Origin of the sequence: Phascolarctobacterium succinatutens, assembly GCF_023497905.1 — a bacterium.
Lineage (GTDB): Bacteria > Bacillota > Negativicutes > Acidaminococcales > Acidaminococcaceae > Phascolarctobacterium_A > Phascolarctobacterium_A succinatutens.
In genome coordinates, this window is the sequence record NZ_CP097284.1 from 1,145,457 (window position 1) to 1,168,599 (window position 23,143).

Consider the following 23,143-nt stretch of genomic DNA (forward strand, 5'->3'; position numbering starts at 1 on the left):
ACATAATGACAGAATTGATGGATAAAATTAAGAAACGCCGTACCTTCGCTATTATTTCTCACCCTGACGCAGGTAAAACAACCCTTACCGAAAAGCTGCTGCTTTACGGCGGAGCTATTCACCTGGCAGGCTCTGTAAAGGCTAGAAAGAGCAACAAGCACGCTGTATCCGACTGGATGGAGATTGAAAAGCAGCGTGGTATTTCCGTTACTTCTTCCGTACTGCAATTTGATTACGACGGCTTCCGCGTAAACATTCTGGATACCCCCGGTCACCAGGATTTCTCCGAGGATACCTACCGTACTTTGATGGCTGCCGACAGTGCTGTTATGCTGATTGACGCTGCCAAGGGCGTAGAGCCGCAGACCAAGAAGCTGTTCTGGGTTTGTCACCGCCGCCGTCTGCCTATTTTTACCTTTATCAACAAACTGGACCGCTACGGCCGTAATCCCTTCGACCTGATGGACGAGCTGGAAAAGGTGCTGAACATCCGCGCATATCCGATTAACTGGCCTATCGGTATCGACGGCCATTACAAGGGCGTGTACAACCGTCTGGAAAACACTATCGAGCTGTTCGAGGATGACACCAGCCATGGTGCCAACAAGCTGAAATCCACTACCGGTTCTTTGGACGATCCCAAAATCAAAGAGATGCTGGGCGACGAACTCTACGAAAACCTGTGCAACGATATCGAGCTGCTGGACATGGCAGGCGATGAATTCGATATGGAAAAGGTTAACACCGGCGAGCTGACTCCGATGTTCTTCGGCAGTGCTATGACCAACTTCGGCGTACAGAGCTTCCTGGAAAAATTCCTGGAAATGTCTCCCATGCCACAGCCAAGAATGCTGCAAGATGGTACAATATTGTCACCGGAGAACGAAAAATTCTCTGCTTTTGTTTTTAAAATCCAGGCTAATATGAATCCTGCTCACCGTGACAGAATTTCCTTCATGCGTATTTGTTCCGGCGTCTTTGACAAGGGAATGAGCGTTTACCACAAGCAATCCGGTAAGATGGTTAAGCTGGCACAGCCGCAGCAGTTCCTGGCTCAGGAGCGCACAATAGTGGAAAAAGCATATCCAGGTGATATTATCGGCGTTTTTGATCCGGGTATCTTCGGTATCGGTGATTCCCTGAGCGACAGCAGCCTGAAGCTGCAATTTGAAGATTTCCCCGTATTCCCGCCGGAAATTTTTGCCCGCGTACAGCCTAAGGACTCCCTCAAACGCAAGCAGTTTGAAAAGGGCATCATCCAGCTGTCGCAGGAGGGTGCTATTCAGGTATTCCGTCAGGAGGGCGTAGGTCTTGAAAGCTACATCGTCGGCGTTGTCGGCGTACTGCAGCTGGAGGTTCTGGAATACCGTCTGCTTAACGAGTACAGTTCTAAGCTGCTGATGAACCAGCTGCCGTACTCCGTTGCACGTTGGGTATATGCAGAGGATAAGAAGCTGATTGAGAACATTAAAGGCTTGGATAACGGAATGCTTGTTTATGATAAAAAGGACAGACCTGTTATTCTTGTAAATAACGAGTGGTCCCTGAATTGGATTCTGGAACGAAATCCTGGTATTCAGTTCCTGACGGTACCTGCTGATGTGGAGAAAATCTAAAGATAATTACAATTACAAATCAGGAAAAACGCTTTCACTTTTACAGAAAATAGTAGTACTTATTACGCTCGTAGTGTGTATCGCACTGCTGCCGACATCTTTGTTTACGACGCAGAAGGTGGCGCGGGTAATTTATGACCGCGTCAGTATCAACGCCGTAAGCATCAACAACATTCTCTGTAACTCTCCGGAAATTAGGGAGAGCCTGGAGAAGCAGAACAAAATGCCGGAGGATTCCGTAGACAGCTTTATGGCTGCCTTTGTTAACGATGTTGACCATTCGGATGAAGCGGGCGTAGCGATTTACGACAAGAACCGCCATCTGCGCGTGTTGTATAACCCCGGCAAGCTGCCTGACTTCGAGCATAGTGCGCGTAATCTGGTTGACAAATATGCGGTACGCAACAATATTTCCTATAAGGAAAACTATTCGATTCCCAATAAGGCTATTGGCTTTGTTAAAGATGACAATAAAAAAACTATCGGTTATGTTGTTACCGGTTATTCCGATGAAATCGTTAATAATTCTACAATAGATGCAGTTTTATTCTTGCTGTCTATGACGCTGCTTGGCCTGATTGTCGGCATCTGGGGAGCAATTTATCTGGCACAGAGGATTAAACGTGTTCTTTTCGGCTATGAGCCGGAAGAAATCGCCAGAATGCTGCAGGAGCGCGACGTTATTCTTAACTCTGTACGTGAAGGCATTATCAATATCAACAGCAACGGCTGCATTACGCTTGTCAATTCCGAGGCCCAATTGCTTTTGAAGCAAGCAGGTATTGAAGGAGTTAATGAACTATTTGGAAAATCTGCAAAAGATGTCTTGAAACGTGTGCCGTTGGATGATATTATAAAAGAAGGTAAAACTTTAGTTGATGCCAGTGTCAAGATGGGTAATACTGTCTTTATTATTACTGCAGTATCGTTACTGGATGATAAGAACATTATCGGTGCCGTAATTACCTTCCGCAAAAAATCTGTAGTAGAAGAGATGGCTAACCAGCTGACAGGCTTTAAAAATTATGCTACTGCTTTAAGAGCGCAGACACATGAGTTTATGAACAAAATGCATGTGATTATGGGCCTGATAGATATGAAGGCCTATGACGAGCTGAAGAATTTTACGCAGGAAATTGCCTATAACAGACAATCTGAGGTTTCTTATGTAGTAACCCGCCTGAAAGACATTACATTATCAGGCTTTATCCTCGGTAAAATAAGCCGCAGCCGTGAACTTGATATCGACTTTTCTCTGACAGAGGAAAGCGAGCTGCACAGCGAACTGGATGTGCCTTCGGTACATGATATTGTACTGATTGCCGGCAATATTATTGAAAACGCCTTTGATGCGTTGAAGAATTTTGACGGTGAACGCATCGTTAATCTCTCGATTCTGGATTTTGACCGCGAAATTGTTATCGTCGTGGAGGATTCCGGACCCGGTATGAGTGACGAGATACGCGAGCATATCTTCCAGCGCGGCTTCAGCAGCAAGGGTGAAAGCGGTCATGGCTTTGGCTTATATCTGGTTAAGCAAAGCATCAATAACCTTAATGGCACCATTACTGTGGAGTCTGCTCCGGGTGAGGGCACTACCTTTACCGTAAGGCTTCCGACCAGGAAAGAGGGGGATTAAGATGATTAACGTGTTAGTTGTAGAAGATGACCCGATGGTTGCCCAATTGCATGAGCACTATCTTAGCCAGATCAAGGGGTTTCAGCTGTGCGATATCGCAGGTAACGGAGATACTGCGCTGAAGCTGCTGCGTCAGAACAAATACGATTTAATCATTCTTGATGTCTTTATGCCTACTATGGATGGTTTACAGCTTTTGGCTAAAATACGCGAGAATGGTTATGATGTAGATGTCATCATCGTTTCGGCAGCAAATGATAAGGATAAAATTAAGCTGGCGTTGCGTTTAGGCGCTGTCGATTATATTATCAAGCCCTTTGAGTTTGAACGCTTTAACCTTGCGCTGAACAATTATCTGAAGCGTTATCAGATTGTTGAGGAGCAGGGCATCATTAAGCAGGCTGACCTTGATACTACTATTATGCGTCAGGATAATCAGGTTGCGGTAACTCTGCCCAAGGGACTTGATAAAAATACCTTAGGCACTGTTTGGGAATGCATCTGCGGTATTGACGGCATGTTTACTACCGAAGAGGTGGCAGGCATGGTGGGAATCTCCCGCGTTTCTATCCGTAAATATCTGGAGTTTTTGAAATCCCTGCATCTGCTGAAGCTGGACCTGCACCGCGGCAGCGTTGGCAGACCGGTCTATAAGTATCTGTGCCTTGATAAGCAGAGCGATGTGCTGAAGGCGTATATACAGTAAAGCGATTCGGGTGAACCCTCGGCAGTATTTGTCTGAGGGTTCGCTTTTTCTTATACAGATTTGAAATAATCGTTAAAGTAGTGTACAATAGTAGTATTATTATGCAGAAAAGAGGGGGCAAAACATATGCAAGACCCGATTAAAATATTAGGCGTGCCTATACACGCAATGACTATGCAGGAGGCAGTGAAAACGCTTGAAGAAAGAATGCTCGCCAAGGAGCAGACTTTTGTTGTTACCGCAAATGCCGAAATCATCATGATGTGCCAGGAAAACGCAGAATACAAAAAAATAATCTGCGAGGATGCGGAGCTGGTGCTGCCTGACGGTGCCGGTGCCGTGTGGGCAGGCAGACACCTTGGCTACAAGGTGCCGGAGCGTGTAGCAGGCTTTGACCTGTACAACGAGCTTTTGGATTTATCGGCGCACAAGGGCTACAAGGCGTACTTCTTTGGCGGTAGCCCTGGCGTTGCCGAAGCTGCGAAGGCGAAGGCCGAGGAGCTTTATCCGGGAGTACAGGTAGTAGGCTGCTACAACGGTTACTTTAAGGATGAGGATGTGCCGCAGATTATTGCGGATATCAACGCCAGCGGCGCAGACATGCTTTTCGTTGCCTTGGGCGCACCCAAGCAGGAAAAATGGCTGGTGGCACACCGCGCGGAGCTGAACGCAAAAATTCTGATGGGCATCGGCGGCAGCTTTGACGTACTCGCAGGTAAAATGGAGCGTGCACCGAAATGGATGCAGGATGCTTCCTTGGAATGGGCCTTCCGCCTGTACAAGCAGCCCAGCCGTTTTATGCGTATGATGGCGCTGCCTAAGTTTGTTATCAAGGTAATGTCATCCAAGTTCTGATATAGACTGAAAAATACTGTGCTTGCCGAAAGTGCTAAGAATTTTACACTTATGTAGACAAAAGCAGGTTGGTGTATTATAATAAAGTGATGGAAGTAGCATTCCATCACTTTTTATGTCTGCGAAAAAACAGACTGTACAGTCAGTTCAAGGTTGTTTGCTGATATGAAGTTTTAGATTAAAAGAAATATTCGCAGGAAAGCGAGGCTTTATATGTTTATTGTAAAAGATGGTTATATTTATGTTGGTGTTTCTTTGTTGTTGGCTGCAATAGTATATTATTTCTTCGGCGCTGTGTGGGCCGTAATCCCCGTAGTGCTGGCGTTATACTTTGCCTACTTCTTCCGTGATTTCCACCGCGTTACGCCTTATGATCCCAACATCCTGTATTCGCCTGCAGACGGTACGGTAATGGGCGTAGATGAAATTTTTGATGATGAATATCTCAATGAGCCTGCGATTAAGGTAACTATTTTCCTTTCCGTATTCAACGTGCACACCAACCGTGCGCCGCTCGATGGCGAAATCAAATATCAGCGCTATACCTGCGGTCAGTTCGTGCCTGCGTATGAGAAAAACGCTTCCTTTGAAAACGAGCGTCATGCTATCGGTATGGATAACGGCCGTATGCGCTTCCTGGTAATCCAGATTGCTGGTCTGCTGGCACGCCGCATCGTTTCCTGGGTAACTGTAGGCACCAAGCTCAAACAGGGCGAAACCTACGGCATGATCAAATTCGGCTCCAGCACGGAGCTGGTTGTGCCCAGAAATGTTGAAATCACCGTTAAGAAGGGTGATAAGGTTGTTGGCGGTATTACCGTAGTGGGGAGGGTTAAAGAACAATGAACTGGCGTCGTCTGATTCCAAACAGCATCAGCTCTGCGAGCCTTATTTTCGGTGTGCTGTCTATCTTTAAAACTATCGAGGGTGATTTCTTCCTTGCCCCCGTTTTCATCGTAATCGCTGTACTTTTTGACTCTATGGATGGCCGTGCTGCCCGCGCTCTCGGCGTTGGCGGCGGTGACTTCGGCAAAGAGATGGATTCTCTTTGCGACATGTGCTCCTTCGGCGTTGCGCCTGCCATCATGATTTATATGTATGGTCTGCAGAATTTGGGCCTTGTAGGTCAGGTTATTGCTGCACTCTTTGCTGTCGGCGGCTGCCTGCGTCTGGCACGCTTCAACTGCAACACCGGTGTTGTACACGGTTATTTCCAGGGCATGCCTATTCCGGCTGGTGCCTGCTTCTTGGCAACATATGTTGTTTCCGGTTATCAGTTTGCTCCGGCTGTGCTGGCAGCAGTTACTCTGGTAATTGCCTGCATCATGTACAGCGAGGTTAAATTCCCGGATTTCAAGGGCAAGGGCAATCCTATGTATCGCCTGCCTGTAATCATTGCCGTAATTGTCGGTGCCGTAATGCTGTACGAGCGTCCCGGTGCGTGGCCGTTTGTAGCAATGTTCACCTATACGCTGGCAGGCATTGTAAACCATGTTTACCGTGCTCTTACAGGTAAGAACAAATAATTTGCCGTTAGGGGAGTAAAGGAGATTTTTGATGTATACAGCTTTTGATATAATCATGATACCTTTGCAGCTATTGATTATATTTTTTACGCTCTACTACTTTTTTGTTTCTTGGTTCGGCCTGTTCGGCAAGAAGAAGGAAGTTAAGATATATAATGAAAGCAAAACCTTTGCCTTGATTGCCTGCGCGCATAACGAGGAACGTGTTATTGCTCAATTAGTAGATAACCTGCGCCGTCTGAATTACAATGACGCTTTATATGATATCTATGTTGTTGCGGACAACTGCTCGGACAAAACCGCGGAGGTTGCACGCAAGGCCGGCGCGCTGGTGCATGAGCGCTTCAGCGAAACCGGTAAGGGCAAGGGCTTTGCCCTCGCGTGGATGTTCGACAGACTGTTCAAGCTGGATAAGAAATATGATGCGGTTTGCGTTTTCGATGCCGATAACTTGGTGCATCCCAACTTCCTGCAGGAGATGAACAGCCGTCTGTGCAACGGCGAACGCATTATCCAAGGCTATATGGATGCCAAAAACCCGACTGATACCTGGGTAAGCGGCGTATTTGCAATTTCCTTCTGGATTGTTAACCATGTATGGAGCCTGGCAAAGTACAACATGGGCCTTTCCTGCTGCCTTGGCGGTACCGGCATGTGCTTTGACACCGAGGTGCTGAAGCGTTACGGCTGGCGTGCAACCTGCCTGACCGAGGATATGGAGTTCACCATTCAGGCAATGATGGAAGGCATTCCTACAACCTGGGCGCATGATGCAATCATTTATGATGAAAAGCCGCTGACCTTCAAGCAAACCTGGAACCAGCGTAAGCGTTGGTCGCAGGGCCACTTTGACGTTGCGGACCGCTATCTCATCCCGATGATCAAAAAAGCAATCAAGACACGCAATATCGTCATGCTGGACTGCTCTGTGAACCTCATTCAGCCGTACTTCCTGATGATTTCCACGTTCTTTGTGCTTTGCAGCTATATTTATAACTTCTATCCGTTCTACACCAATATCCTGTATACCATTATTCCGGTAGAGGTTTGGACTCTGGTTGGTATCGGCCAGTATATTTTCCCGGTAGCGGTACTGTGGAAAATCCGCGCTTCCTTCAAGTCCTGGATGTATCTGCTGCTTTATCCGCTGTTTATTTACAGCTGGATTCCTATTACAGCCCTTGGCTGGTGGCATCGCCACGACCATGAGTGGAGCCATACGCTGCATACCCGCGGCATCAGCTTCGACGATGTAATTATTCCCGAGGACGCAGTAAACGACGGTCCTAAGGAAGTAGTCTTTGCGAAAAAGGACGAAAAATAAGCTTTATAAGCACTTCTGCGTAAGCGGGAGTGCTTTTTTAGTGCGCAAAGGCAGGTAAACATGATATAATAAATTTATTGTGCTTATGCAAATTTTATGAAGATGAGCTAAAAGAGCGGAGAGGATATGAAGATGCAGATTAAGGGAATACTTTTTGATTTTGACGGCACTATTGCCAATACCATAGATTTGATTATTACCACCTTTGAGCACACCTGCCGGGAGGTGCTTGGCTTTACTCCGGAGCGCGAGAAGATTGTCGCTACCTTCGGCCTGCCGTTGCCGGAGGCAATGATTGCGCTTTCCGGTAAGCCGGAGCTGGTGGAGACTATGCGCGACGCTTACAGAGAATATAATAACGCGCATCACGATGATATGATTCGTTCTATCCCTGGCGTGAAGGAAACACTGGAGCAGCTGAAGGCGCAGGGCATTAAGCTGGCGGTGGTTACCTCTAAGAAGCCGCCGATGCTGCGCCGTGGGATGGACTGCCTGCAGCTGACGCCGTATTTTGATGCGACTGTTGCCCTGGGCGATACAAAGGAGAGCAAACCGCATCCTGAGCCGATGCTGGCGGCGTGTGCCAAGCTGGGAGTGAAGCCGGAGGAGTGCCTGTGCGTCGGCGACAGTCCCTTCGATTTGCAGAGCGGACGTAGTGCGGGGGCGAAAACCGTTGCCGTGCGCTATACCGCCTTTGGTTGGGAGAAGCTGCTGGAGGAGGACAGGCCGGATTTTGTGATTGCAAGCCCGCAGGAGCTGCTGGAGCTTGTAGGGAAAGCAAAATAAAGTCAGATAAACAGATTAAGCACTTTTGCGGTTAATGCGAGAGTGCTTTTTCTTTACTCTTTAAATTATGCCTTATTTATGGTATTATATAATAGAAAAAGTGTGGAGAATCTGCATAGATATTATGCGTAATAACATACTTCAGCAAACAGTTTTCATTATCACATTTAACTATAAAGGAGGCAAAGCATATGCGTAAAATTGCTATCATTGGCGGAACCGGTATTGATAATCCCGATACCCTGAAGGGATTCGAAAAAAAGATTATAGAAACACCGTTTGGTAAAGCATTGTGCAACATCGGCACAATGAGCGGTAATCAGGTTGTTTTCGTGAGCCGTCACGGAGTAGATCATTCCGTGCCGCCCCACAAGGTAAACTACCGTGCCAACATCTGGGCTATGAAGAGCTTGGGCACAGAGGAAATTTTTGCTACTACCGCAGTCGGTTCCCTCAACCCGGAGATGAAGGCAGGTCACTTCGTAGTTTGCGACAACGTGCTGGACTTCACCAAGAGCCGCATCAACACCTTCTACGATTCCCCCGAGCGTGGTGTAGCGCACTGCGATTTCACCTATCCGTATTGCCCGACTCTGCGCGAGAAGGTTATCAAATGCCTGGAGAAAACGGATATTACCTTCCATAAGCACGGCGTTTATGTTTGCACCGAAGGCCCGCGCTTTGAAAGTGCTGCCGAAATCAAGATGTTCGCTATGATGGGCGGTGACCTGGTTGGCATGACCAATATGCCTGAGTCTATTCTGGCGCGTGAGGCAGAGATGTGCTACACCAACTGCTCCATCGTTACCAATATGGCAGCCGGTATTTCCCCGACACCGCTTTCCCATAAAGAGGTTTGCGACGCTATGGCACTCAGCATTAAGAATATGGAAAAGCTGATTCTGTCCTTCATCGCTTATGAAGAGCCGACTGAGGCGAAGTGCAACTGCCATCACGCTATGCAGGAGTTCGGCGGCTTTAAGCTGTAAGAGGTTGTTATGGTAGAAACTATGCGTTGGGAGCAGGGGAGCCTGGTGCTGCTGGACCAGACTCTGCTGCCGCAAAAGATAGAATGGATTACCTGCGTGGATTACAAGCGCGTGAAAGTGGCGATTGAACGCTTGGAGGTGCGCGGTGCACCGGCCATCGGCGCTGCCGCTGCCTTCGCTATGGTGCTTGGTGCGCGCGAGGTCGCGGACAAGCCGGACTTTTTGGGTGCGCTGGATGCTGTGCGCGCAGATCTGATTACTGCGCGTCCGACGGCGGTAAACCTGGCGTGGGCGGCAAATCTGCAATACGCTTTGGCTGTGCGCCTGAACGGCGAGGACAAGTCACCTGCGGCGATTATCAAGGCGCTGGAGGAGAAGGCCGAGCAGATTTATGCGGACGATATCACCATGAATAAGCGTATGGGCGAATACGGCGCTGCTGTGCTGCCTGACGCTGCCGTAGTGCTAACGCACTGCAACGCAGGCGCACTGGCAACCTGCGGTTGGGGCACAGCGCTGGGCGTTATCCGCAGTGCTTACGCGCAGGGCAAGCTGAAAATGGTTTATGCCGACGAAACACGTCCGCTTTTGCAGGGTGCGCGTTTGACGGCGTTTGAGCTGTTTGAGGACGGCATCCCGGTTACGCTGATTACCGATAATATGGCAGCGTGGACCATGCGCACGAAGGGTGTGAACGCTGTTGTTGTCGGTGCCGACAGAATTGCGGCCAACGGCGACACGGCGAACAAGATCGGCACCTATGGCGTAGCACTGGCGGCGAAGGCACATGGGATTCCGTTTTATATCGCCGCGCCGACGAGCACCTTTGATTTTTCCATTGCTACAGGTGCGCAGATTCCTATTGAGGAGCGCAAGGCCGACGAGGTACGTCATTTCCGCAGCGAGCAGACTGCGCCTGAGGGCGTAGCAGTGTTTAACCCTGCGTTTGACGTGACACCGGCAGAGCTTATTACCGGTATTATTACCGAGCATGGCGTACTCAAAGCGCCGTATACAGAAAGTATTAAGAAATTGCAGGCTCTTTTACAAGACTAAAGAGCATATATTAAAGGAGGATTTTTAGATTTATGCAAAGCATTATTAAAGACATCAAATTGGCACCGTTAGGTCATCAACGTATCGCGTGGGCAAAGGAATATATGCCTCTGCTGAACCATCTGAACGATGAATATAGCAAAACTAAGCCTTTCCAAGGCATCAACATGGTTGTAACCATTCACCTGGAAGCAAAAACCGCTTATCTGGCACTCGTGCTGAAGAACGCAGGCGCTAATGTTGTTGTTACCGGCAGCAACCCGCTTTCCACTCAGGACGAAATTGCCGCAGCACTGGTTGACAGCGGCGTTACCGTTTTCGCAACCCATGGCTGCACCAACGAAGAATATGATACGTATCTGCGCGAGGCTTTAAAGAGCGAACCGCAGCTGATTATTGATGACGGCGGCGATTTGGTTAATATGCTGCACGGCGAACGTCGTGACCTGATTCCTAACCTGATGGGCGGCAGCGAGGAAACCACCACCGGCGTACATCGTCTGAAGGCTCTGGCTGCAGCAGGTCATCTGGCATTCCCGATGATTGCCGTTAATGATGCTTACTGCAAGTATCTGTTTGATAACCGTTACGGTACCGGCCAATCCTCCTGGGATGGCATCATGCGTACCACCAACATGTCCGTAGCAGGCAGAACTGTTGTTGTTGCAGGCTATGGCTGGTGCGGTAAGGGCGTTGCTATGCGTGCCAAAGGCTTGGGCGCTAACGTTATCGTTACCGAGGTTGATCCGATTAAAGGTATTGAAGCAGTATTTGACGGCTTCCGCGTTATGCCGATGCAGGAGGCTGCAAAACACGGCGATATCTTTGTAACCGTAACCGGCTGCAAGGACGTAATCACCAAACCGCATATGGAGGTTATGAAGAACGGCGCTGTTATGTGCAACGCAGGCCACTTCGACGTAGAAATCAACAAACATCATCTGGAGGAGCTTTCCGTAGTTGCTCCGTATGAAGTACGCAAAAATATCATGACCTACACCATGGCTGACGGACGTAAGCTGAACCTGCTGGGCGAAGGCCGTCTGGTTAACCTTGCTTGCGGCGACGGTCATCCGATTGAAATCATGGACCTGTCCTTCGCTATGCAGTTCCTGGCTATGAAATATCTGCTCGACCATAAGGGAGCAATGGAAAATAAACTGTATGTACTGCCGGAAGAGCTGAACACCGAAATCGCTGCTCTGAAGCTGCAGGCTATGGGCGCAGGCATCGACACCCTGAGCGATGAGCAGAAGGCATATCTGGCTGCCGAATAATCATGAAAACGCAGTTATTTGCTAAAGAAAGTGCATGCGCCGCCATTGTGGAAACAGGCCATGCGCTGATTGAAAAAAAGCTCGTTGCAGGCTCCTGGGGCAACATCAGCTGCCGTATTGACGCGCAGAATATTGCTATCACACCCTCCGGCCACGGTTATGAAACACTGATGCCTGAGGACGTTGTCATTATCAACCGTGATGGCGAAGTTGTTGAAGGCAAGCACATTCCTTCTTCCGAACTGAAGGTGCACACCGCTATTTACAACGCTTATCTTGAGGCTGGTGCCGTAATCCATACGCACAGCATTTATGCCAGTGCACTTGCGGCTATGCATCAGGGAGTGCCGGCGATTATCGAGGATATCGTGCAGATTATCGGCGGCAGGGTGGAGTGCGCTGAGTACGCTCTTTGCGGTACGCGGGAGCTGGCGGAGAACACCGTGCGCGCGCTGAACGGCAAAAAGGCTGTGCTGCTGGCCAACCATGGCGCTGTGTGCTGGGGCAAGAACCTGGCAGAGGCACTGCTTGCTGCCGAAATTCTGGAAAAGGCGGCGCAGATTGCCGTAATCTGTGCAGGCACCGGCAACAAGGTGTACGAGCTGAGCTGTGAGGACGTGGATGTGATGCATGATTTTTATGAAAAGCATTACTCCAAACGTCAGCAGGGCGAGGAGTAGAAAACAATAATATCACTGTCATCTGCCTCCCTAAGCATTAAACAGGGAGGCAGGACTTAATTTATACCAAGGAAGTGAAATCTTTTGGCTAAGCTACTGATTAAGAATATCGAGCTTCTGCATACTCCGAACGGTGAAATGCAGAACATCGCCGTTGAAGATAATAAGATTGTTTATGTAGGCAAGGACGTGCCTGCAGACTTTGCTGCCGACGAAATCGTGGACGGCAAGGGCAAGCTGGCTACCGCCGGCATGGTCAACACCCACGGCCACGTTTCTATGACACTGTTGCGCAGCTATGCGGATGATATGGCGCTTATGGATTGGCTGCAAAACAAAATCTGGCCGATTGAGGACAAGATGGATGCCAATGACATCTACTGGGGCGCAATGCTGGGCATCGTAGAAATGCTGAAGTGCGGTACTACCTGCTTTGCCGATATGTACGCATTCATGGAGAACGTTGCGCGTGCCTGCGCCGAAACCGGTATCCGCGCTAACCTCAGCCGCGGCCTGATCGGCGTAGCGCCGGACAAGGACGTAAAGCTGGCTGAAAACACTGTGCTGGCGAAGAACTGGCAGGGCTACGACAACGGCCGTATCCGCATCACCTACGGTCCGCACGCTCCTTATACCTGCCCAGTAGATTATCTGGAAAAGGTTATTGCCGAGGCTGCTGCCAACAAGGCAGAAATCCAGATGCATCTGTGCGAAACTAAATTTGAGGTTGATACCGTTGTCAAAGAGCATGGCATGACGCCGATTCAGCTGATGGATAAGCTGGGCATGTTTGAGCTTGGTACCATTGCTGCACACTGTGTACACCTGACAGACGAGGATATGGATATCATGGCTGCCAAGCACGTGCGTGTAGCACACAACCCGCAGAGCAACCTGAAGCTGGCAAGTGGTATCGCACCGGTAGCGGCAATGCTGAACAAGGGCATTTGCGTTGGCCTGGGCACGGACGGCGCATCCAGCAACAACAATCTGGATATGCTGGAGGAATGCCGTGCTGCCGCAATGCTGCATAAGGCAACAACCTTTGATCCGCTCGTTGTTCCTGCTAAAAAAGCGTGGGAGATGGCAACCGTTGACGGTGCCAAAACTTTGGGCTTTGCCGATACCGGACTTTTGGAGGCAGGTCAGCAGGCAGATATCGTACTGTGGGATATGCATAAGCCTTACTGGTATCCGCGTCACAATAAGCTGTCCCAGCTGGTTTATGCAGCAAGCAGCACCGACGCCGACACTGTTTTCGTAGCAGGCAAAAAGGTTGTGGAAGCTGGCAAGCTGCTGACCTTTGACGAAGAAAAGATTTATGCGGAAGCTGAGGCTTGCACCAGAAAGCTTTTGAATAAATAGCAATTAGCAGCAAAAGGAGAAAAGCAAGAAAATGGCTAAAATCATTACCAAAGCAAATTTAGCACCTGCTGTTTACGAGTTCGTCGTAGACGCGCCGCTGGTGGCACACAAATGCCATCCGGGACAGTTTGTTATCATCCGCACTGACGAATACAGCGAACGTATTCCTCTGACTATTGCGGATTTTGACCGTGAAAAAGGCTATATCACCTTAATTGTGCAGGCGGTGGGCAACACCACCAAGCACTTGTGCGACACCTTTAACGAGGGTGATGATATTCTCGACGTAGTAGGTCCTCTGGGACATCCTTCCGAGATGGGCAAGTTCGGTACTGTTGTAGTAGTTGGCGGCGGCATCGGCGTTGCGCCTGTTTATCCCATCGCGCGTGCATATCACGAGCTGGGCAACAAGGTTATCTCCATCATCGGTGCGCGCGACAAGGATCTGGTAATCTGGCAGGATAAAATGGCTGCTATCAGCGACGAGCTGATTTTGACCACCGATAACGGCAGTGCAGGCCGCAAGGGTTTTGTAACCGACCCGCTTCGTGAAATGCTGGAGGCAGGCGAAAAGGTTGACCTGGTATTGGCCATCGGCCCTGTTATCATGATGAAAAACGTGGCAGCGACCACCAAACCGTTCGGCGTTAAAACTACGGCCAGCCTCAACACCATCATGGTAGACGGCACCGGCATGTGCGGCGGCTGCCGTGTAATGGTTGGCGGCGAGAACAAATTTGCCTGTGTAGACGGACCGGAGTTTGATGCTCACGAGGTAGATTTTGCGAACCTGGTAATGCGTCAGCAGATGTACAAGGACCAGGAAGCACTGGAATATAGCTGTGGAGGTCATTGCAAATGCGTGGAGGAATGAGAAATGCTATGCCGGAACAGCCGGCTGATGTGCGTAACAAAAACTTTCAGGAGGTAGCACTTGGCTACACTAAGGAAATGGCGGTAGACGAGGCACAGCGTTGCCTAAACTGCCCCAAACCGCGTTGTGTAGGCAGCTGCCCGGTTAATATTGATATTCCTAAGTTTATCCATGAGGTTGCACAGGAAAACTTTGCCGAGGCTTATAAAATCCTTAAGCAAAAGAGCACACTGCCTGCTGTCTGCGGCCGTGTCTGCCCGCAGGAAAACCAGTGCGAGGGCAAATGTGTGCTGGGTATCAAGGGCGAGCCTGTCGCTATCGGCCGATTGGAGCGCTTTGTTGCCGACTATGCGCGTGAGCATGGTTTGGATAACGATGTGGAAGCTCCGGCAGAACGCAAAGGCAAGAAGGTTGCCGTAGTAGGCAGCGGCCCCAGCGGTCTGACCTGCGCCGGCGATTTAGCAAAAATGGGCTATGATGTAACTATGTACGAAGCGCTGCATGCTGCCGGCGGCGTGCTGATGTACGGCATTCCGCAGTTCCGTCTGCCGAAGGAAATCGTACAGCATGAAATCTCCGCACTGAAAAAGCTGGGCGTAAAGATTGTAGTTGACGCTGTTATCGGCCGCACCTTCACTATCAAGGAGCTGATGGAGGAGGAAGGCTTCAGCGCTGTTTACGTTGGTACCGGCGCCGGTCTGCCGCACTTTATGCAGATTGACGGCGAAAACCTCAACGGCGTATATTCCGCCAACGAATTTTTGACGCGTGTAAACCTGATGAAGGCTTATGAATTCCCGAACTACGCTACACCTGTATACGTTGGCAAGAAGGCTGCTATCGTTGGCGCAGGCAACGTAGCTATGGACGCAGCGCGTACTGCGAAGCGCCTTGGCGCGGAGCAGGTATATATCGTGTACCGCCGCAGCGAGGAAGAAATGCCCGCGCGTAAGGAAGAAATCGCCCATGCTAAGGAAGAAGGCATTGAGCTGCGCCTGCTGAACAATCCGGTTGCTATTCTGGGCGATGAAAAAGGCTGGGTTAACGGCCTGAAGTGTATTAAGATGGAGCTGGGCGAAGCGGATGCCAGCGGCCGTCGCAGCCCTGTAGCTATCGCAGGTAGCGAGTATGTGCTCGACGTTGACATGGTAGTTATGGCTATCGGCCAGGGCCCGAACCCGCTGATTAAGCAGACTACCCCTGATCTGGAGGTCAACAAGCGCGGTAACATCGTTGCTGACGAGGCAGGTGCTACCTCTATTGCGGGCGTATTCGCCGGTGGCGATATCGTAACCGGTGCTGCAACCGTAATCAGCGCTATGGGCGCAGGCAAGAAGGCTGCAGCTGCTATTGACGAGTACCTGAGCAAGTAAGGGGAAAGCCGGCGCTGTTGCATAATTTAATATGAAATAAGCGTAAAATCCTATTGCAGATGTTCTGAGTTAGTCTGCAATAGGATTTTATTTATATACATTGTTGTAGTTTTAAAAATAATTTGAACGATTATAAAAAATTCTTCCACTCAACTCATACAATCTTGTCTCACATTAAATCACTCGAAAATCTGAGCCTTTCATTATAAATAATGAAACATTCAAAAGAATAAAAATGCAGATTCTTTACAAAACGATTGCTATGAAAAAACATTTGCTTTTAACGCAACAAAATAATATAATGTAGCTAACTTCACCATAAGAACAAAGGAGTGCAGCAAATGGGATGGTTTAGTTCAAATAAAAATCCTGAAACAGATTATGATTCTATTGTTACAACAACCGGCGACTTAAAAGAAGAATATTCTATTATGGGAATCATTTTCTCAGATGGTTCTTTAGGGACAGTACGCAAGATTGGGAAGTTGAACTCATTAAACTGAAAACCAAGGCTTTAGCAATGAAAGGTCATGCTATAATTTACGTCAAAGCAATTAGCGACGGGAAATATAGTAGATTAATGGGTACATTAGTACAATTCATTTGATATAAAAGAGGCTGGATAGAATCTGGTATCTTTGTTTTTAAATATGCTTAAAATAAAAAACACACCTTTTTAGGTGTATTCTCAAAAATTAAGTATTATGTTATAATACATTTTGAGACAACTGGTAGTCGGTTTTCTTACTCCCTAGCGAGTGGGGGTGATGTTATGACTGTTTTCGAAGCGTTATCTCTGATGATTGCTTTCGCAACTCTGGTCGTGCTGATCCTTACGTATCGTAAGTAATTACGGCATGAAAAAAACCGCCTAGCGGTAAGACGGTTTCTTTCTAACTTTTAAACAATGAGGAGAACCGGCTTTCCACAACCAGTTGTCTCTTTATGTTTATTATACGTTTTATCTTGTTTTTTGTCAAACCTGAAGGGGTTGCGGAGAGTGTTTTGGATTTTACTGTGGTTTAATGGCAACCTTAATCCCAAAAATAAAACACATATCCTAAGAAACCTGCTAATATTTTAGGCAATTTGCTTACTCTCCTTTGCCATTTCCCACATAAGTAAAAGATTATCCGCTGCAAAACTCTCAATCCAATAAATCTCGTCCTCACTAAAGCCAAAAGCCTTGATAAACTTTTTGTCAGGCATAATAATTTCAGCGAAATCAAAACCATTATTATTGTTGGGACGTTCAAATCTTACGCAAATATATTTCTTGTATTCTTCATCTATAATGTCGCTGGTAGTGACTGTAATGCCGTTGAACATGCAGTAGTAATGCTTGTTGGTACACATAGGCGCACAACTCCTTTCAATGAGCTTATTTAATTATATTATAGCGTAGAAGGGGTGAATAGTAAATAGAAGAATACCCCCCATCACCTCCACACTTAATTCACAATAGTTTTATATTTTCTTTTAGTAACCTATGCTATAATATGCTTAGAAAGTGTAAATGAGGTGATTATCATGCGTAAATTTACAGCCTTACTATTAGTTGCCTTAGTGCTTGTAGGCGCTAACATAGCTCTTGCTGATAAAACCATAACCTTAGACAAGGATACCAAGCTGGTGCCGCAGGGCTGGACGGTAGCGGACGATATCAAGTTCAAGAAGAATACTGTTGTAAAGCTCAATGATGACGGTCAGGTAATCGAGGGCGTGCTGGTGAGTGCCACCTATCTGCGTCCTGCAGGATGGAAGAGCCTGGCGAGCAATTATTATTATGTGGAGCGGAGTGCGCCGTTCTTCCCGCCGCGCTTCTTCTACCATCCGTACCGCCCGGGGCTGGTGATTCCTGCCGACGGTCATGTGCGCTACATGGGCAATAAGTCCGTAATCTTTGCCAAGGACGGCACTGTGCTCAGCGGTGTGATTGATAATGACGTTATCCTGCAGCTGAGCGATAACGGCTACGGCTTTGTGCGCTTTAAAAATGACAATCTGCTGACCTTTGATACAAATGGCAGGGTTATAACCGGTACACTGGCGGAGGCAACGAAGCTGCGTCCGCTTGGCTGGCAGCACAACCTGAAGGATGAAAGCGCCGGTTTTGTTGAATTCAAGAGCGGTACAGACATCTCCTTTGATGCGACCGGCCTTGTAACCAACGGTTCGCTGAACAAGAAAACCCTGTGGCATAATGCCGACGGCAGCACGAAGGAGCTGGAGGCCAAGGCACCGGTTGCCTTTACTGCGGACGGAGCAGAGCAGGGTTAATAAAAATATATAATACCGTACAGGCTTCTGTGGCTATGACGCTGAGGTCTGCACGGTATTTTTTTATATGTGGGAATGCCTAAGGATAAAATAGATTTTTTGATATCAGCGTTTGTAACAGGCGCTAAGTGTAGCCTTAAAAGCAATACTGTACAATTATGGAGTAATGAGGTATACTATATGTAGTGCGAAAGCAATATTATTATGAATTGAAAAAATTTTCTTCAAGGAGGAAACAGCATGGAAGAAACAAGACCCTTTGTAAGCTGGGACTTAGTCCACGATTTTATGGTAGACGTATTTGTTAAATACGGCGTTCCCGAAGAGGATGCACGCATTTGTACAGACGTTCTGTTGGAAAGCGACAGACGCGGTATTGAAAGCCACGGCTGCAACCGCTTCAAGCCTATTTATCTGGATCGTATTAAAAACGGCACCCTGCTGCCGAAAACCGAAATTGAAATTGTCAAGGATACTCCTTGTACTGTAGTTATGGATGCTCATAACGGCATGGGCATGGTTGCTTCCCATAAGATGATGGAAATGCTGATTGAAAAGGCTTCCAAATACGGTATGGCCGGCGGCACCATCTTTAATTCTACTCACTACGGCATTGCAGGCTACTGGACCACTATGGCTGAAAAGGCAGGCATGATCGGTATTTCCGGTACCAACGCAAGACCTTCCGTTGCTCCTACCTTCGGTGTTGAGCCGATGATGGGCACCAACCCGCTGACCTTTACTATGCCTACCGATGAGGAGTTCCCGTTCAACTTTGACTGCGCAACCAGCATCATCCAAAACGGTAAGATTGAGTTCTATGCTAGACAGGGCAAGGATACTCCGGCAGGTCTGGTAGTTGCAAAGGACGGCGGCACCATGACCGAATCCGCTACCATCCTGAAGGAAATGCGTGCAGGCAATGTTGCGCTGCTGCCGTTGGGCGGTCTGGGCGAAGAAACCGGCGGCTACAAGGGCTACGGCTTCACTACTATCGTAGAGATTCTGTCCTCCGCACTGGCAGGCGGTCCTTTCATGAAGGCACTGTCCGGCAAGGATGAAAACGGCAACAACGCTATGTATCATCTGGGCCACTTCTTCTTCGTTATCAACCCGGCGTTCTTCATGGGCGTTGACACCTTCAAGAAAACTGCCGGCGATATCTGCCGCGGTCTGCGTAATTCCACCAAGGCTCCCGGTCAGGAACGCATCTATACTGCCGGCGAGAAGGAATACATGGCTTGGCTGGATAGAAAAGAGAAGGGTGTACCGGTTGGCGAATCCATTCAGAAGGAGTTCATTCAGCTCAGAGATGAGCTGGGCCTGACTCAGTACAAATTCCCGTTTGAAAAATAATAAGCTATAACAAAAGCCTGGGCGTTTGCTCAGGCTTTTTGTGTGGGGAGATGTAGTTTTTAAAGCATGAAAAAAGCCGTACGGCTTGATTTTTACTATTGCAGTAAATTTATAGTCGTACGGCTTGATTTTTTAGTCTTTATTCTTGATGAAGATGAAGATCAGTCCGCTGATACCCATCAGCAGCGGATAGAAGCAGTAGGGGATGATGGCGAAGGGGGTAAGTCCTGTGAGGCTTGCCGCAGCCAGAAGCTGTGCGCCGTAGGGGATAAGTCCCTGACCCATGGAGCTGAACATATCCAGCAAAGAGGCGCTGCGGCGAGGAGTCACATCAAACTCTTCACTGATATCTTTGGCAATCGGACCTGCCATAACAATCGCAACAGTGTTGTTTGCGGTGCAGATATCAACAAGCAGAGCGAGAGCTGCAATACCCAGCTCACCGCCTTTGGTGCTGCTGATGCGGCTCTTGATGAAGTTCAGTACGAAATCAATACCGCCGTATTCCTTAATCAGGGTAATGATGCAGGCCACGATGATAGAAATAACGGTGATGTCATACATAGACATAATGCCGTTGCCAACATGGGTAAACATTTTGGTAGCAGTAAACATGCCTGTTCCGAGGCCTACCAGCATACTGAGCACGGTACCGATAATCAGAATAACGAAAACGTTTACACCGCTTACGGCACCGATTAAAACGAACAGATAGGGGAGAACCTTTATCAGACTGTAGTCGAGGTTACCGTTGACCTGATATTCGTTGGTGTTGCCCAGGAAGTAGAACAGACCAAGAGTGATGATTGCTGCCGGCAGGACGATTTTAAAGTTTTCACGGAACTTGTCGCGCATATCGCAGCCCTGAGTTTTAACAGCAGCAATAGTGGTATCGGAAATAATAGAAAGGTTGTCACCGAACATTGCACCACAGACTACGGCACCGGCGCAGATAGCCATCGGGAAGCCGGTTTTATCGCTGATGCCCGCAGCAATCGGAGCAAGCGCGGTAATTGTGCCTACGGAAGTACCCATAGAAATGGAAATGAAGCAACCGATAGCGAAAAGGCCTGCAACTGCCATGTTACCCGGCAGAATAGAAAGGCCGAGGTTAACAGTGCTTTCTACACCGCCGGCAGCGCGGACAGCGCCGGAAAAGGCACCTGCGGCAAGGAAGATGAGGCACATGGTGAGAATATTTTCGTCACCTACGCCGGTAGAAGCAAGGCGCAGCTTCTGCACAAAGCTGAGCTTTTTGTTTTGCAGGAAGGCTATGATTAAAGCAATTAAAAAGCCTACAATCGCAGGCATGCTGTAAAAATCCCCGGTAATCAGGCCTGAGCCTATAAAAAACAGCAAAAAGACTGCGATAGGCAGCAGAGCGATGGCACGCCCCTTGGAATGGTTGTTGGTCATAAACAGAATCTCCTTTTATATAATTTTCAGCTTTTTCTATTATATCAATTAAATTTTTAGTATGCAAGGAAGATTGATGAAGGATTACTAAAAGAATAACAAAAAACCTCAGCTGCATTGCTACAACTGAGGCGATTGGCAAGCAAGTGCTTATAAATCTTTCGTTTTGAATTCTTCGTAGCCTTCGTACATATAGCTTGCATCAATACCCTTCATATAAACCTCGCGGTCATTAATATGCTCGGTCAGGGCGTTCTTTAAGAGAAACTTGATTTCCAGGTCCTTAATCGGGCTGCGCTCCATAGCGGAAAGATAATCTTCCTTATTAACCTTGCTCCAATCAATAACCAGCTGCAGCTCTTTTTTCAAAAGGCTATGTCACAACAAACAGTTGATAAATAGCCATTTTTATAGGGGAGTATCAGAACTCCCCTACAAACTGTTATTTGCAGTTATCTATACTCATTTGGAATTTCGATATGAAGTGTCTCACACAATAACTTCACATCATGTGCATCATTTTCATCAAACTCGTATCCCAGATGGAACATTACTTGACTATATGGTTCAATACAGGAAACCTCTATTTCCTCAATTCTTCCTTTACCCGAAAAAGTTTCTACCGGAAAACAATCCCCATCATAAAGAATTTCACCTTCGTCCGTATATTCAAAACAATGCAAATCAATAATTCTGTTTTTCAAATCTTCCCATACAGTATGGTTCAATGTTGTATATTCCATCTTAATCTCATAAAAGCCATTAGCTTTCATTATTTCTATAAAGTTCTGATAATCGTTCTTTTCTACAAAAATGTCAATATCATTATGGGCTCTTGACTGATATCCAAGAAGAGCATCTACACCCCATCCACCATCAAGAAAGACTTTAATCTCCGCATCTATTGCAAATTGAAGAATCTGTTTTACATCTGTTATATTGACCATCTTATCATCTCCACAAATTCTAATTAGGCGACCAGAGGAACTGCTGGTCTGTTTGATAAATCTCTGCATTTAGCAGTTTTCAATGTTGCCAAAACAAAAGTTAAGAAGATGTTCCTTTTCTCCATGTCGCTTTCTTTGGCGTAATTTACAAGGTTATTCCACACAAGATAGTTGTTCAGATACTTGGTAGAAACACCGTTAAAGCCACGCATAAACCTCTTTAGCTGGCTATGGTAGCTATTGATATGTTGGATATTATAAATGCCTTTCTTGGCTTTGCCAGTCTTTAACTGCACAAGGTCAATGCCATTGGCATTTGTAAATCTCACATAGGAGTTCATCTTGTCCGTAACAAGAGTGGAATTGGTCTTAATCCTACCATCATAAATATGATGTAAATCTCTTGTAGAAACTCTACCAGTATTCGTAATCTTGGAGATAGACAAGCCATTCCTATTAACCGCACAAGGAACACATACCTTTTCTTGGGACAAGCCTCTGATATGTGTAGAATGACCACGCTTATGAGCCTTGCGTGGCATAGCAAATGTCTTACTCTTGCTATGATTGCCCTTGTACGAGATGGCGAAAAAAGTTTCGTCAGCCTCAATAATGCCGTCAAGGGTAACATCGTCTGCCATATTCTGAAGTGCATCCAAAATCTTGTGTCTCCAAAGGAATGCGGTGTTTCTGTGAATCCCACAAGCAACAGCAGTCTTACGAATGGATAAGCCATTCATCATACAATCAATGTACTGCTCCCACACGGACAAGTCTTTTCTTGTACCAGACACAATGGAGTTCGTAGCAATCACGAAGGACTTGCCACAATCCTTACATACATATCGCTGTGTGCCATCTTTACGATGACCATTGCGAACCACATGGATACAGCCACAAAGAGGGCATACACGACCATTTGCAAAGCGTTCCTTTGCTACGAAATCTTCAATATTCAAAGACTTTACAAAGGCAGGACTTAAAAGCATTGTTTTAAGGCTTTCCTGCTCTGCGACAGTCAACTTACCGATAATATCTAATGCGTCTTTGATAGTAGGCATATCCAATTACCTCCTTC

At 47.5% G+C, this 23,143-nt stretch carries 23 protein-coding genes and 1 pseudogene; 19 read left to right on the forward strand and 5 right to left on the reverse strand.

Features of this window, described 5'->3' with window-relative positions; translation table 11 throughout:
* Window positions 1-5 precede the first annotated feature (5 nt).
* From M5E81_RS05455 to M5E81_RS11420, 17 genes are all read left to right on the forward strand, one after another.
* A complete protein-coding gene (locus tag M5E81_RS05455; RefSeq protein ID WP_009145097.1) occupies window positions 6-1,616 on the forward strand; it encodes a peptide chain release factor 3 in 1,611 nt (536 codons plus the stop codon).
* Window positions 1,600-3,255: an ATP-binding protein gene (locus tag M5E81_RS05460; RefSeq protein WP_249748063.1), complete on the forward strand. Its 1,656-nt coding sequence runs from the start codon at window positions 1,600-1,602 to the stop codon at window positions 3,253-3,255. The genes M5E81_RS05455 and M5E81_RS05460 overlap by 17 nt, the downstream gene beginning before the upstream one ends.
* Before the next feature lies 1 nt (window position 3,256).
* A complete protein-coding gene (locus M5E81_RS05465; protein WP_009145099.1) occupies window positions 3,257-3,961 on the forward strand; it encodes a response regulator in 705 nt (234 codons plus the stop codon).
* 126 nt (window positions 3,962-4,087) lie between these two features.
* The gene (locus M5E81_RS05470) at window positions 4,088-4,816 is read left to right on the forward strand and encodes a WecB/TagA/CpsF family glycosyltransferase (RefSeq protein WP_249748064.1); all 729 of its coding nucleotides are present in this window, start codon (window positions 4,088-4,090) and stop codon (window positions 4,814-4,816) included.
* Window positions 4,817-5,029: 213 nt separating this feature from the next.
* Window positions 5,030-5,662 carry a phosphatidylserine decarboxylase family protein gene (locus tag M5E81_RS05475; protein ID WP_249748065.1) on the forward strand — a complete coding sequence of 211 codons (633 nt, stop codon included), beginning with the start codon at window positions 5,030-5,032 and terminating at the stop codon, window positions 5,660-5,662.
* Window positions 5,659-6,342, forward strand: a complete 684-nt coding sequence (gene pssA, locus M5E81_RS05480; protein WP_249748066.1) for a CDP-diacylglycerol--serine O-phosphatidyltransferase — start codon at window positions 5,659-5,661, stop codon at window positions 6,340-6,342. Before M5E81_RS05475 ends, pssA begins: the two co-directional genes overlap by 4 nt.
* Before the next feature lie 31 nt (window positions 6,343-6,373).
* Window positions 6,374-7,666, forward strand: a complete 1,293-nt coding sequence (locus M5E81_RS05485; protein ID WP_009145103.1) for a glycosyltransferase family 2 protein — start codon at window positions 6,374-6,376, stop codon at window positions 7,664-7,666.
* Window positions 7,667-7,792: 126 nt separating this feature from the next.
* On the forward strand, window positions 7,793-8,452 hold the full coding sequence (locus tag M5E81_RS05490; RefSeq protein WP_249748067.1) for an HAD-IA family hydrolase: 660 nt from the start codon (window positions 7,793-7,795) through the stop codon (window positions 8,450-8,452).
* 191 nt (window positions 8,453-8,643) lie between these two features.
* Window positions 8,644-9,441 (forward strand): S-methyl-5'-thioadenosine phosphorylase, encoded by a 798-nt coding sequence (gene mtnP / locus M5E81_RS05495; protein WP_249748068.1) that lies wholly within the window; start codon window positions 8,644-8,646, stop codon window positions 9,439-9,441.
* A 9-nt stretch (window positions 9,442-9,450) separates the two neighbouring features.
* Window positions 9,451-10,497, forward strand: a complete 1,047-nt coding sequence (gene mtnA, locus M5E81_RS05500; RefSeq protein ID WP_249748069.1) for an S-methyl-5-thioribose-1-phosphate isomerase — start codon at window positions 9,451-9,453, stop codon at window positions 10,495-10,497.
* A 32-nt stretch (window positions 10,498-10,529) separates the two neighbouring features.
* A complete protein-coding gene (locus M5E81_RS05505) occupies window positions 10,530-11,774 on the forward strand; it encodes an adenosylhomocysteinase (protein WP_249748070.1) in 1,245 nt (414 codons plus the stop codon).
* Between the two features lie 2 nt (window positions 11,775-11,776).
* Window positions 11,777-12,454, forward strand: a complete 678-nt coding sequence (locus M5E81_RS05510) for a class II aldolase/adducin family protein (protein ID WP_249748071.1) — start codon at window positions 11,777-11,779, stop codon at window positions 12,452-12,454.
* A gap of 84 nt (window positions 12,455-12,538) precedes the next feature.
* Window positions 12,539-13,819 carry an amidohydrolase gene (locus M5E81_RS05515; protein WP_249748072.1) on the forward strand — a complete coding sequence of 427 codons (1,281 nt, stop codon included), beginning with the start codon at window positions 12,539-12,541 and terminating at the stop codon, window positions 13,817-13,819.
* Window positions 13,820-13,850: 31 nt separating this feature from the next.
* Window positions 13,851-14,693 carry a sulfide/dihydroorotate dehydrogenase-like FAD/NAD-binding protein gene (locus M5E81_RS05520; RefSeq protein WP_249748073.1) on the forward strand — a complete coding sequence of 281 codons (843 nt, stop codon included), beginning with the start codon at window positions 13,851-13,853 and terminating at the stop codon, window positions 14,691-14,693.
* A complete protein-coding gene (gltA, locus tag M5E81_RS05525) occupies window positions 14,678-16,066 on the forward strand; it encodes an NADPH-dependent glutamate synthase (protein ID WP_249748074.1) in 1,389 nt (462 codons plus the stop codon). Before M5E81_RS05520 ends, gltA begins: the two co-directional genes overlap by 16 nt.
* A 341-nt stretch (window positions 16,067-16,407) precedes the next feature.
* On the forward strand, window positions 16,408-16,569 hold the full coding sequence (locus M5E81_RS05530) for a hypothetical protein (RefSeq protein WP_249748075.1): 162 nt from the start codon (window positions 16,408-16,410) through the stop codon (window positions 16,567-16,569).
* A gap of 269 nt (window positions 16,570-16,838) precedes the next feature.
* Window positions 16,839-16,916, forward strand: coding sequence for a putative holin-like toxin (locus M5E81_RS11420; protein WP_366939773.1), 78 nt, complete (start codon window positions 16,839-16,841; stop codon window positions 16,914-16,916).
* Between the two features lie 230 nt (window positions 16,917-17,146).
* On the opposite strand, the gene M5E81_RS05535 is transcribed toward M5E81_RS11420, so the two are convergent.
* Window positions 17,147-17,422 (reverse strand): hypothetical protein, encoded by a 276-nt coding sequence (locus M5E81_RS05535; protein WP_249748076.1) that lies wholly within the window; start codon window positions 17,420-17,422, stop codon window positions 17,147-17,149.
* A 174-nt stretch (window positions 17,423-17,596) separates the two neighbouring features.
* On the opposite strand from M5E81_RS05535, the gene M5E81_RS05540 reads away from it, so the two are divergent.
* Together M5E81_RS05540 and M5E81_RS05545 are read left to right on the forward strand one after the other, a co-directional pair.
* Complete coding sequence (locus M5E81_RS05540; RefSeq protein ID WP_249748077.1) at window positions 17,597-18,346, forward strand: hypothetical protein; 750 nt, start codon at window positions 17,597-17,599, stop codon at window positions 18,344-18,346.
* A gap of 240 nt (window positions 18,347-18,586) precedes the next feature.
* On the forward strand, window positions 18,587-19,702 hold the full coding sequence (locus tag M5E81_RS05545; RefSeq protein WP_249748078.1) for an Ldh family oxidoreductase: 1,116 nt from the start codon (window positions 18,587-18,589) through the stop codon (window positions 19,700-19,702).
* A gap of 132 nt (window positions 19,703-19,834) precedes the next feature.
* Here the strand turns inward: M5E81_RS05545 and M5E81_RS05550 are convergent, their stop codons facing one another.
* The 4 genes and pseudogenes from M5E81_RS05550 to M5E81_RS05565 all read right to left on the reverse strand — a co-directional run bounded on the left by M5E81_RS05550 (window position 19,835) and on the right by M5E81_RS05565 (window position 23,126).
* On the reverse strand, window positions 19,835-21,118 hold the full coding sequence (locus M5E81_RS05550; protein ID WP_249748079.1) for a Na+/H+ antiporter NhaC family protein: 1,284 nt from the start codon (window positions 21,116-21,118) through the stop codon (window positions 19,835-19,837).
* Window positions 21,119-21,268: 150 nt separating this feature from the next.
* A pseudogene (locus M5E81_RS05555) lies at window positions 21,269-21,490 on the reverse strand (protein adenylyltransferase Fic); the annotation flags it as partial.
* 80 nt (window positions 21,491-21,570) lie between these two features.
* Entirely contained in the window at window positions 21,571-22,065 is a 495-nt protein-coding gene (gene lnu(C), locus M5E81_RS05560) for a lincosamide nucleotidyltransferase Lnu(C) (RefSeq protein WP_019543803.1), read from the reverse strand.
* Window positions 22,066-22,088: 23 nt separating this feature from the next.
* Window positions 22,089-23,126, reverse strand: coding sequence for an IS1595-like element ISSag10 family transposase (locus M5E81_RS05565; protein WP_002837184.1), 1,038 nt, complete (start codon window positions 23,124-23,126; stop codon window positions 22,089-22,091).
* Window positions 23,127-23,143: the final 17 nt, after the last annotated feature.